This is a genomic window from Calidithermus terrae (assembly GCF_003574345.1).
In the GTDB taxonomy this organism is placed as follows: Bacteria; Deinococcota; Deinococci; order Deinococcales; family Thermaceae; genus Calidithermus; species Calidithermus chliarophilus.
The window spans coordinates 1-11,090 of sequence record NZ_QXDL01000137.1; the positions used below are offsets into that span (position 1 = coordinate 1).

Annotated in this window: 12 protein-coding genes; 8 read left to right on the forward strand and 4 right to left on the reverse strand. The window is 69.4% G+C overall.

Features of this window, described 5'->3' with window-relative positions:
• On the reverse strand, window positions 1-1,169 hold a 1,169-nt coding region (locus Mterra_RS14470), incomplete at its 3' end, for a serine hydrolase domain-containing protein (protein WP_147372809.1).
• A 31-nt stretch (window positions 1,170-1,200) separates the two neighbouring features.
• Window positions 1,201-1,533, reverse strand: a complete 333-nt coding sequence (locus Mterra_RS14475; RefSeq protein WP_119315821.1) for a YegP family protein — start codon at window positions 1,531-1,533, stop codon at window positions 1,201-1,203.
• A 64-nt stretch (window positions 1,534-1,597) separates the two neighbouring features.
• Here Mterra_RS14475 and Mterra_RS14480 point away from each other — a divergent pair, with 64 nt between their 5' ends.
• The 3 genes from Mterra_RS14480 to Mterra_RS14490 all read left to right on the forward strand — a co-directional run bounded on the left by Mterra_RS14480 (window position 1,598) and on the right by Mterra_RS14490 (window position 3,909).
• Complete coding sequence (locus tag Mterra_RS14480; RefSeq protein ID WP_119315822.1) at window positions 1,598-2,554, forward strand: pseudouridine synthase; 957 nt, start codon at window positions 1,598-1,600, stop codon at window positions 2,552-2,554.
• Window positions 2,517-3,044 carry a hypoxanthine phosphoribosyltransferase gene (gene hpt / locus Mterra_RS14485; RefSeq protein WP_170159677.1) on the forward strand — a complete coding sequence of 176 codons (528 nt, stop codon included), beginning with the start codon at window positions 2,517-2,519 and terminating at the stop codon, window positions 3,042-3,044. Before Mterra_RS14480 ends, hpt begins: the two co-directional genes overlap by 38 nt.
• 184 nt (window positions 3,045-3,228) lie before the next feature.
• On the forward strand, window positions 3,229-3,909 hold the full coding sequence (locus Mterra_RS14490; RefSeq protein ID WP_119315824.1) for a queuosine precursor transporter: 681 nt from the start codon (window positions 3,229-3,231) through the stop codon (window positions 3,907-3,909).
• A gap of 254 nt (window positions 3,910-4,163) precedes the next feature.
• On the opposite strand, the gene Mterra_RS14495 is transcribed toward Mterra_RS14490, so the two are convergent.
• Window positions 4,164-5,363 carry an adenylosuccinate synthase gene (locus Mterra_RS14495; protein WP_119315825.1) on the reverse strand — a complete coding sequence of 400 codons (1,200 nt, stop codon included), beginning with the start codon at window positions 5,361-5,363 and terminating at the stop codon, window positions 4,164-4,166.
• Between the two features lie 68 nt (window positions 5,364-5,431).
• Between Mterra_RS14495 and Mterra_RS14500 the strand changes: the two genes are divergently transcribed.
• Both Mterra_RS14500 and Mterra_RS14505 read left to right on the forward strand, forming a co-directional pair.
• Window positions 5,432-6,280, forward strand: coding sequence for a hypothetical protein (locus Mterra_RS14500; protein ID WP_119315826.1), 849 nt, complete (start codon window positions 5,432-5,434; stop codon window positions 6,278-6,280).
• Between the two features lie 82 nt (window positions 6,281-6,362).
• Window positions 6,363-6,659: a large ribosomal subunit protein bL28 gene (locus tag Mterra_RS14505; RefSeq protein ID WP_027893686.1), complete on the forward strand. Its 297-nt coding sequence runs from the start codon at window positions 6,363-6,365 to the stop codon at window positions 6,657-6,659.
• Window positions 6,660-7,019: 360 nt separating this feature from the next.
• Here Mterra_RS14505 and Mterra_RS14510 read toward each other — a convergent pair whose 3' ends face one another.
• Complete coding sequence (locus Mterra_RS14510; protein WP_119315827.1) at window positions 7,020-8,678, reverse strand: 30S ribosomal protein S1; 1,659 nt, start codon at window positions 8,676-8,678, stop codon at window positions 7,020-7,022.
• Between the two features lie 419 nt (window positions 8,679-9,097).
• On the opposite strand from Mterra_RS14510, the gene Mterra_RS14515 reads away from it, so the two are divergent.
• The 3 genes from Mterra_RS14515 to Mterra_RS23460 form a co-directional block, all read left to right on the forward strand.
• Window positions 9,098-9,556, forward strand: a complete 459-nt coding sequence (locus Mterra_RS14515) for a CBS domain-containing protein (protein ID WP_119315828.1) — start codon at window positions 9,098-9,100, stop codon at window positions 9,554-9,556.
• A complete protein-coding gene (locus Mterra_RS14520; protein WP_119315829.1) occupies window positions 9,557-10,747 on the forward strand; it encodes a cation:proton antiporter in 1,191 nt (396 codons plus the stop codon).
• A gap of 47 nt (window positions 10,748-10,794) precedes the next feature.
• The coding region (locus tag Mterra_RS23460) for a LysM peptidoglycan-binding domain-containing protein (RefSeq protein WP_147372811.1) at window positions 10,795-11,090 on the forward strand (296 nt) is incomplete at its 3' end.

Here is an 11,090-nt window from a genome sequence, read left to right on the forward strand (position 1 = left end):
GGGGGGAACAAGGCGTCTCGCGTACAGCGTACGGCGTAGGACGTACGACGCACGACCCGCGCCCGGCCATCGCGCCGTTCAAGCCCGCAACCCCTTCGACAGCGGTTGCCCCTTCGGCAGCCAGAAGCGGGGGCCTCGAGGCCCAGCAGGTGCTTCTGGACCCAGGCGGTGAGGTGGTTGTTGAGGAAGCGGCCGTGGTCGGCGTTGGTGAGGATGGTGCAGGCGAAGTCGCGTTCGGGGACGAACCAGAAGGCCGACATCTGGCCGTTGGTGGCCCCGCCGTGGCTCACCACGCGCACCCCGCCCACGTCGCGCAGGAAGAAGGAGAGGCCCATCTCCTGCCCGTCGGCGGCCGGCACCTGCGGGGTCTGCAGCAGCCGCATGGACTCCGGCGAGAGCACCCGCTCGCCCTGCTCGTTGCGGCCGTCGCCCAGGTGGAAGCGGGCGTAGCGGAGCTGGTCGCGCACGGTGGAGGAAAGGCCGCCCACGGCGTTGGCGTTGCGGGCTAAGGCCCAGGGGCGGGCGATGGTGCGCTGCCCGCCGCGCAGCAGGTGGCCCACCGCGAAGCGGTGCACCATCACCTCCTCGGGGAAGAAGAAGCTTTGGCTCAGGCCCAGCGGCTCGAGCACCCACTCCCGGCAGGCGCGCTCGTAGGGCCGGCCCGTCACCGCCTCGACCACCCGCCCGGCCAGGGCGAAGCCGGCGTTGTTGTACGACCACAGCCCGCCCAGCGGGGCCAGTTGCCGCAGGCCGGCCATGGCGGCCACGTACCTCGCCAGCGCGTCGTCGCCGTCGCCGGTGCGCACGAAGAGGTCGCCGGCCCAGCCGCCGGTGTGGGTGAGCAGGTGGCGCAGGGTGACGCGGCGGGCCGCGTCCTCGTCCTGCAGCTTCAGCTCGGGGAGGTAGCGCCGCACGGGCGCGTCGAGCTCGAGCTTCCCCGCCTCCACCAGCCGCAGCACCAGCGTGGCGGTGACGGTCTTGGTGGTCGAGCCGATCTGGAAGAGGGTCTCCGGCGTGACGGGCAGGGGGTGGTCCTGGCTGGTCGCGCCGAAGCCCGCGGCCCACTCTTCCCCGTCGTGCCAGATCCCGATGGCTAAGCCGGGGACCTGGTGCTGCTCCATGCCTGCGCGGACCTGCTCGGCGAGCGCGGCCAAGTCGCTAGGGTTCATGGGGCCATGCTAACGCCTGCGCCAGGCCGCGCTAGGTGCGGTCGTCGAGCTCCGCCTCCGGGGCGTGGTGCTCCACCGAGTCGATCCCCCGGTCCCGCGCCGCCGCCGAGCCGTAGGTCTCGCTGTGCCCGAGCACGCGCCCGTTGGCCCCCTTGAGCACGAAGTAGGGGCGGCCGTCGCTCGAGCTAAGCCGCTCGTAGCGCGCGTCGATGGGCGCGTTGATGCGCACCGAGGCGATGCCCGCGAGCGCCGCGTCCTTGCTCATGTAGCGCTCGCTGGTGAGCACGACCTCGCCGTTGGCGGCCTGGAGGTTGAACAGGTACTGCCCGTCTGCCGTACGCTGGAGCACGAATTTCCCGGCCATAATCCCCCCTCGGTCTTGCGTCCTCTGTAGGATACGGCGGCGGCGTGGCTTAAAGTAAGGAGATATGCGACTTCAGCAATTTCTCGCTCGAGCCGGTATCGCCAGCCGCCGCAAGGCCGAGGAGCTGATCCGGGCCGGACGCGTCACCGTCAACGGCCAGGTGGCCGGCCTGGGCAGCAGCGTGGGCGAGGGCGACGTGGTGCACTTCGACGGCGAGCGGGTGCGGCTGCCCCAGCGCAAGGTGGTCATCGCGCTGCACAAGCCCGCCGGCGTCACCACCACCAAGCAGGACCGCCACGCCGAGCGCACCGTCTACCAGCTCGTGCCCGACGTGCCGGGGCTGCACCCGGTGGGCCGCCTCGACCGCGAGTCGGAGGGGCTGCTCCTGCTCACCAACGACGGCGACCTCACCGAGCGCCTCACCCACCCGCGCTACGGGGTGCGCAAGGTCTACCGGGCCTGGTGCCGGGGCGGCGAGGTCTCCCTGGCCGCCTGCAGGCGCCTGGTGAGCGGGGTCGAGCTCGAGGACGGCCCCGCCAAGGCCCTCGAGGCCAAGCCCATGAACGGCGGCGCCCGGCTGGTCATGACCGAAGGCCGCAAGCGCGAGGTGCGGCGCATGCTCAAGGCCGTGGGCTACCCCGTCGAGCGGCTGGTGCGCACCCAGATCGGCATGCTCGAGCTCGGCGGCCTCAAGCCCGGCGAGTGGCGCTACCTGGGCCCCGAGGAGATCGCCGCCCTCACCGCCGAGCCCCCTAAGCCCAAGCCGCAGCGCCCGAAGCCGCAGCCGTCCGAGCCCGCCCGGGAGGCCCGGCGCCCCAGGCCCCACCCGGCGCGCGAAAAACCCCGGAGCACCCCGGAAGCGCCCGCCAAACCCCGCAAGCAGGCCGCGCAGGCTAAGCCTCGAGCCGCAGCGTCCGAAAACCCCGCCGATCGGAACCGGACCCAAAAGCCGCGCGAGGCTCGAGTAAAATCGCAACGTGAGCATCTTCCATCCCGGAAAGGGAAGCGTTCAAATCACTGAAGCCGAGATCCAGGGCCGCATCAAGGCCCTGGGCGCCGAGATCGCCCGCGACTACGCCGGCCAGGATCCCCACCTGGTGTGCGTGCTCAACGGGGCCTTCATCTTCATGGCCGACCTGGTGCGCGCCATCGACCTCCCCCTGAGCATGGACTTCCTGGCCGTCTCTTCCTACGGCAACTCCACCCGCACCTCCGGCGAGGTCGAGGTGCTCAAGGACCTGCGCATCCCCATCGCCAACCGCCACGTGATCGTGGTGGAGGACATCGTCGATACCGGCATCACCCTCAACTACCTGCTGCGCATGCTCGAGGCCCGCCAGCCCGCCAGCCTCAAGGTCGCCGCCCTCCTCTCCAAGCCCGCCCGCCGCCGCGTCGAAGTCCCCATCGACTACCTGGGCTTCGAGATCGAGGACGCCTTCGTCTACGGCTACGGCCTCGACCGCAGCCAGTTCGACCGGAATTTGCCGTTTATCACGTCGCAGGGGGATTAGGGTCGGTAGTCGATGGCCGATAGCCGAACGCTGAACGTCGAATGCTGTGGGGGGCGCAAGGGCTTGCGCCCCCATGGAATTTTGCCTTGTGCGTGGCTGCCGAGCCACGCGCCGTAGGCTGCCTAATCCTGCGTGCCCTCGAGCCCCTGAAGGGGTAGACTCTTGTTTTGTTGAGGGCTCGCCCATGAAGACCTACCGCTACCTAGACCTGATCACCGCCCTGTTCGTGGTGGTCCTGATCGTCTCCAACGTCGCCTCGACCAAGGTGGTGCTGCTCGGCCCCTTCACCTTCGACGGCGGCACCATCCTCTTCCCGCTGGCCTACATCTTCGGCGACGTGCTCACCGAGGTGTACGGCTACAAGCGCAGCCGCCGCGTCATCTGGACCGGCTTCTTCCTGCTGATGCTGGCGGCGCTGACCTTCGGCCTCGTCAACCTCCTCCCCACCCCCGCCGACCCGCAGAGCCAGGGCACCGCCCAGGCCTTCTCCACCATCCTGGGCCTAGTGCCGCGCATCGTGCTGGGCAGCCTGGTGGCCTACTGGGTGGGCGAGTTCGTCAACAGCTTCATCCTCGCCAAGCTCAAGATAGCGACCCAGGGGCGCTGGCTGTGGGTGCGCACCATCGGCTCGACGCTGGTGGGCCAGGGCCTCGACACCGGCATCTTCCTGCTCATCGCCTTCTACGGCGTGTGGGACAACAGCCTGTTGTGGACGGTGTTCGTCTCCAACTACGTCTTCAAGGTGGGGGTCGAGGTGCTCTTCACCCCCGTCACCTACGCGGTGGTGGGCTTCCTCAAGAGGCGCGAGGGCGAAGATTATTACGACCGCGACACCGACTTCAACCCCTTCGCGCTGGGCCGGTAGCCGGGCGCCGGGGGCGGGTCGTACGTCGTACGTCGTACGCAAAACGCCAAACGCAAGACGCGAAACGCCCTTGTCACCCCCCTTAGCAAGGGGGGCCGGGGGGATAAACCCTCCCCGCGGGCGGGGAGGGACGGGGTGGGGCGAACCACGAGCCACCAGCCTCCTGCCGCCCGCTGACGGTTGACGGCCGAAAGGCTGCTCCCTGCCCTTCCTGGGCCCGGGCTCCCGCCGCGCCGTCTTGCGCTCGGCGGCGTTCAGACCCAGCTCACTGCGCCGAAGGTGTCCTCGCGGCGTGGGCTGGTGGAGAACATGACCACCGGCACCCCGGTGTACTCCTCGATCATCTCGATGAGGCTGATCACGCTCTTGGGCAACGCCTCGCGGGTGCTGATGCCCGCCAGCTCGCCCCAGCCCTCGAGCTCGGCGTAGCGCACGCCATCGGGGGTGTGCTCGACCCCCACCTTCACCTTGGGGAAGCCGCTGAGCACGTCGAGCTTGGTGAGCACCAGGCCGTCGAAGCCGTTGACCTCGCAGGCGTACTTCAAAAGCGGCAGGTCGAGCCAGCCGGTGCGGCGGGGCCGGCCGGTGGTCACGCCGAACTCGCCGCCCTTCTGCCGCAGGTGCTCGGCCTCGTCCTCGGGGAGTTCGGTGGGGAAGGGGCCGTTGCCCACGCGGGTGGCGTAGGCCTTGGCTACCCCGTAGACCTTGTTGATGGCCTTGTGGTTCACCCCGGCGCCCACGATGATGCCGCCCACGGTGGGGTGGGAGCTGGTGACGTAGGGGTAGTCGCCGTAGTTGAGGTCGAGCAGGGTGGCCTGGGCCCCCTCGAAGAGCACCTTCTTGCCCTGCTTGATGGCCTCGCGCAGCATCCTGCCGGTGTCGGCGACGTGCGGGGCCAGGATCTCGCGCATGCGCCCCAGCTCCTCGAGGGCCTTCTCGAGCGAGTCCCATCCCGCCTCGCGCGTGGAGTTGGGCTTCTCGACGAGCAAGGTCTCGACCCGCTCGCGCAGCACCGCCTCGTCGAGGAGGTCGCCGGCGCGGATGCCCACCCGCCGCGCCCGGTCGGAGTAGGCCGGGCCGATGCCGCGCTTGGTGGTGCCCACGAAGTTGTTGCGGCTCTCCACGTGCTTGTGGTGCGGCAGCACCAGGTGGGCCTTCTCCGAGACCAGCACCCTGGGCTCGAGGCCCTCCGCCCGGATGTTGCCCATCTCCTCGGCGAAGCGGAAGGCGTCGATCACCATGCCGTCGCCCAGCACGTTGGTGGCCTGGGGGTGGATCACGCCGGTGGGCAGGAGGTTGAGCTTGAAGGTCTTGCCGTGGGCCACCACGGTGTGGCCGGCGTTGGCCCCGCCCTGGTAGCGCACCACGTAGTCGGCGTCCTGCGCGAGGGCGTCGGTGACCTTGCCCTTGCCCTCGTCGCCCCACTGGGCCCCGATGATCGCGATCCCTGGCATACCGGCCCAGTTTATCCAACCGTGCCGGTTTCGGCCACGCCGCGCGGTTCTGCTACGCTGGGCAGGTCATGGCCCGACCCTGGACGCTCCTCCTCCCGCTCCTGCTGGGCCTGGGCTGGGCCGACACCGCCGCCCGGGGCTCTCACCCGGTCCTGGTACGGCTGCCCGGGTCCGAGCGGGCTGACCTGCTGGGCTCGAGCCGGGACGGCCGGTGGGTGGAGGCCCAACGAACGGTCCCCGGCGTCGCGGGGGGCGAGCACTACCGGGTGTTCGCGGGCCCTACGGCGCTGGGCGAGGCCCAGGGCTCGAGGCCCGAGAGCGGCGAGCCCTGCGGCTGGAACTACGGGGTGGCCCTGAGCCCCAACCCCTCCCCCGCCCGCTGGGTCGTCGCCACCACCGCCCCCTGGAACCTCCAGCCGCGCGCGGTGGAGGAGCTGCCCACCGCCAACAGCCCCTACGCCGCCGTGGTGCGCGGCCTCCTGGCCCGCAAGGGCCTGCGGGACCCCCAGGTCCGGCTCACCCGCGTGCTGCGGGCCGACCTCGAGGGCGACGGCCGCCAGGAGGTGATCCTGGCGGCGACGCGCTACGCCGGGCGCGACGGGCCCTTCCCGCCCGGCCACGGCGAGGCGGGCGACTACTCGCTGGCCGTGGTGCGCCGCCTGGCGAGCGACGACCCCGCCAGCCTACAGACGCTCGAGCTCGGCGCCTCCGTCACCGCCCGGCCCTCCGGCCCCGGCGCCTCAGCGCCCCAGCCCTACGCCCTGCGCTTCGACGTGGTGGGCGTCTACGACCTCAACGGCGACGGCCGGATGGAGCTGGTGTTCTGGGACGCCTTCTACGAGGGCTACACCCTGAGCGTGCTCGAGTGGGACGGAAAGGGCTTCCGTGAGGCGCTCTCGACGGGCTGTGGGGCCTGACCTTGGCTTAGCCGGGCCGGATGTGCTATACTCTTGCCCGTTGTCGTGACGCTGGCCGCAGCCAGCTAGGCGGAGGAAAGCAATGTCGAGGATTTGCGAAATTAGCGGCAAGCGCCCCATGGTGGTCAACAGCATCATCCGCCGTGGTAAGGCCAAGGCCGATGGCGGCGTGGGTAAGAAGACCACCGGCATCTCCAAGCGCTGGCAGACCCCCAACCTGCGCAAGGTCACCGTGCAGGTCGGCGAGCACAGCATCACCTTCAAGGTCGCCACCACCCACGTGCACAAGGTCTACGAGATCGTCGAGCGCTCCAAGGGCATGAACCTCAAGGGCCTCGACGCCAAGCAGGTCAAGAACAAGCTCCTCTCCCTGCTCTAACACCCGGTTTGGGTGGATCGCCTCCCATCGGGAGACGATCCACCCCGACCGAAGGGATACGCTTTCTTCGCCGACCGTCAGGGAGGGGTGTGCCCTGGGCTTCACAAAGATGTACCCCTGACGGATTTGAAGCGGATCTTTGTGAAGCCGGTATAATACCTGCTTCAGACGAACGGCCCCTGAGGGGCCGTTTTCCTTTGTCCGCTCGGGCAAGGGCGAGGCCCCGGCGCAGCTCACAGCGACGTCTCCCCCTCCTTCGGTGTGGGAGCGGTCGCACGAATACCCCGCACGGCCAACCGGGCCGTGCGGGGTAAAACACCCGCCGGGGTCGGCGGGTGTTTGCGGGAAACGCGATGAAGCTTACTTCTTCTCGGTCTCTTCCTCGAGGTCGAGCTGGTTGAGCAGGTCGCCGAACATGTCGCCGAGCTTGACGCTGGCCGAGGCGGCCTCGCCCGAGGAGTAGGAGCCGGAGTAGCCGCCGTCGATGCCGCCCATGTCGTAGTCGCGGTCGCGGCCACGGCCCTCGCGGCCACCCTTCTTGCGCTTGCCGGCGCCGGGGCGCTGGTCGGGACGGCCCTCGCGGCCCAGGCCCATGCCGCGGCGGGGACGGTCTTCCTCGCCCGCCTCGCTGGGCATGGGGGGCGGGAGCAGGCGCTTGCGCGAGAGCGAGACGCGCTGCTCGACGGGGTCGATGTTGAGGATGACGGCCTCGACCTCATCGCCCTTCTTGAAAACCTCGGAGGGCTTCTCGATGCGCTGGTAATCCAGCTCGGAGACGTGGATCAGGCCCTCGATGCCCGGCTCGACCTCCACGAACACGCCGAACTCGGTGAGGCCGGTGACCTTGCCCTTGATGGGGGTGCCCGGCGGGTAGCGGTCGGGGAGGGTCTTCCAGGGGTCGGGCTGGGTCTGGCGCAGGCCCAGGCTCAGGCGGCGCTCCTCGGGGTCGATGCGCAGCACCACGGCCTCGACCTCCTGGCCTTCCTTGAGGATCTCAGAAGGGTGCTTGGGGCGCTTGGTCCAGGAGAGCTCGCTGATGTGGATGAGGCCCTCGAGGCCCGGCTCCACCTCCACGAAGGCGCCGAACTGGGTCAGGCCCACCACCTTGCCGTTCACGCGCGAGCCGATGGGGTACTTCTCGCTGACGTTGATCCAGGGGTCGGACACCAGCGCCTTGATCGAGAGGTTGACCCGCTCGCGGTCGGCGTCCACCGAGAGCACCTTGGCGCGCACGGTCTGGCCCTTGGAGATGACCTCGCGGGGGTGGGTGAAGCGGCCCCAGGTGATCTCGGAGCGGTGCACCAGGCCGTCAACGCCGCCCAGCGCCACGAAGACGCCGAACTCGGTGACCTCGACCACCTGGCCTTCGACCTCCTGGCCCTCCTGGAGGCTGGAAAGCAGGCCGGAGCGCAGCTTCTTCTGCTCCTCCTCGAGGATGGTGCGGCGCGAGAGGATCACGCGGCCCTTCTTGCGGTTGAGCTCGATGATCTTGACCGCGACGCTCTGGCCCACGTACTCGTCGAGTTCGGGGGTGCGGCGCAGGTCAACCTGAGAGGCGGGGAGGAAGGCACGAACGCCCTCGATCAGGGCCACCAGACCCCCCTTGACCTTCTCCTGGACCTGGACGACCACGGGCTCGCCCTTCTCGAAGAGCTCCTGGAGCTTTACCCACGACTGGTCGCTCTCGGCGCGCTTCTTCGAGAGGATCACCTGGCCGTTCTCCAGGTCGGCGCGCACCACGTAGACCGTGACCTCATCGCCGGGCTTCAGGAGCTTCTCCAGCTCCTCCTGAGGCAGGTTGGCCTCGGTGAGCTGGTTGAAAGGGATGATCCCTTCAGTGCGGGTGCCGATGTCCACCATGAAACCGTCGTTGGTCTTGAGGACCACGGTACCGGTGATGACCTGGCCGCGCTGAACGGTCTTCTCGAGCCGGGCCTCCACTTCCTGGAGGGCCTGCTCCATGCTAAAAACTTCGGGGTTTCCGGCTTGGGCCGGGGTCTGGGTTGCCTTGTCTTCCATCCGCCTGTTTCCTCCAACCTTTGTCGCGCCAAAAACCCCGCCCAGCTACTCTGGGCTCGGGTGGGGTGGCCTGCGCGACGGGTCGTCCTCTTCTAGAAGCCGCTAGGGGACTCACGAGGACATACCTGTCAGTTATAACACACCTCGAGGCGTTTTGTCCAACGAAAAGGGCACGAGAACACCGCCTGAGATGGGGCCGTCAGCCGTCAGCGGGAGGCGCGTGTCGCCTGGCCCGTGACCCGTGGTTCGTCGAGGGTCTAGGGTCCAAGGCCGAAGGCCGAAGCATTTTGCCTTTCGCGCTTCGCGTACGGCGTACGACGTAAGACATGCGTTTGGCGTCCTGCGTACGACGTACGCCCCACGCCCCGGCGCCCGGCGATCAACGTCCAGCTCCCGGCATCCACTGTTAGAATGCCCGCATGCAAGTCAAGGAGCTGATGAAGGCCCGGCCCTACACCGTGCGGGGCGACGAACCCTTGATCGTGGCGGCGAGGCGGATGCTCGAGCACGGCCTCGGCGGGCTGCCGGTGGTCAACGAGAAGGAGCAGCTCATCGGGCTGCTCGAGGTCGATGACCTGCTGCCCAAGCCCGAGAACGTGCCTTTTTCCACCGTGCAGGCGCTGCAGCTCTTCGGGGAGTGGGTAGACCCCGGCTCCATCGAGAAGATCTACGCCCACTACGCCCGGATCCCGGTGAGCGAGGTCATGCGCACCGAGCTCGCGACCGTGCGTCCGGAGGACTCGCTCGAGACCGCCCTCACCCGCATGATGGAGGGCCAGCAGTACCGGCGGGTGCTGGTGATCGACGCGCACAACCACCTGCTGGGCACGCTCACCCGCAGCGACTTCCTGCGGCTGTTCGTGCAGGGGGGGGCCTAGATGCACGGCGCGGGGCACCTGCTCGAGGTCTTCTTCCTGCTGCTGGCCGCGCAGCTCATGGGCTGGCTCTTCCGCCGCCTCAAGCAGCCCGCCGTGATCGGGGAGGTGCTGGCGGGGGTGCTGGTGGGGCCGGCGCTGCTGGGCCTGGTCCACGAGGGGGAGGTGCTGGAGTTCCTGGCCGAGCTGGGCGCGATCTTCCTGCTGTTCATGGTGGGGCTCGAGACCCGCCTGCGCGACATCCTGGCGGTGGGCAAGGAGGCCTTCTTGGTGGCGGTGCTGGGCGTGGCCTTTCCCTTCGTGGGGGGCTACTTCTTCGGGCTCGCCATCGGCTTCGAGCAACTGCCCTCGCTCTTCCTGGGCACCGCGCTGGTGGCGACGAGCGTGGGCATCACCGCGCGGGTGCTGCAGGAGCTGGGCGTGCTGTCGCGGGCCTACAGCCGCATCATCCTGGGCGCGGCCGTGATCGACGACGTGCTGGGCCTGATCGTGCTGGCGGTGGTCAACGGGGTGGCCCAGAGCGGGGCGCTCGAGCTGGGCACCGCCGTGCGCATCAGCCTGCTGTCGGTGGTGTTCGTGGGCAGCGCGGTGCTGCTGGTGCCGCTGGTGCGGCGCATCCCCGTCCGGTCGCTGCCGGTGGGCAGCCCCTTCGGCTTCGCCCTGCTGGTGGGCGTGGGGCTGGCCTCGCTGGCCGCGGCCATCGGGCTCGCGCCCATCGTGGGGGCCTTCCTGGCCGGGATGCTGCTGGCCGAGGTGCGCGAGGAGCTGCGGCTGGAGGAGCCCGTGCAGGCCGTCGAGAGCTTCTTAGCCCCCGTCTTCTTCGCCATGGTGGGGGTGCGGCTCGAGCTCGCCGCCCTCGCCAACGCCAGCGTCCTGCTCTACGGCAGCGTGATCCTGCTCATCGCGCTGCTGGGCAAGCTGGTCGGCGGCTTCCTGGGCGCCCTCTCCCAGGGCTTCCGCCGGGCGGTGGTGGTGGGCGTGGGCATGGCCCCCCGCGGCGAGGTGGGGCTCATCGTGGCGGCGCTGGGGCTGGCGGCGGGCGCGGTTAACGAGGAGGAGTACGCCCTGGTGCTGTTCATGGTGGTGGGCACCACCCTCTTGGCCCCCCTCTTCCTGCGCCCGAGCATCGCCTGGGCCGAGCGCGTGCCCGGGCCCAAGCCGGCCGCGGAACCCGCCGACGAACCCCGCGCCTAAGGCAAATTCCGGGCATTGGGCCCGGAAGCTGTGCTACACTCGGCTGGATGAAAGCCAAAGCCCTGCTTGCCTGGCTCCTGGGCGCAGCGCTGTGCACTCAACCCTTCATTCTGGCTCAGGAAAACGCCGCAACCTCGTCGCCGCAGGCCACCTACACCGTCCAGCGCGGCGACACCCTGTACTCCATCGCCAAGCGCTTCGGCACCACCGTCGCCGCCCTGAGGGAGCTCAACGGCCTCAGCGGCAACGCCCTGAGCCTCGGGCAGGTGCTCAGGCTGCCCGGCCCGGCCCCCAAGGCTCCCAAGGCCGAGCCCCCGGCCAAAACACCTCCCCCCGAACCCTC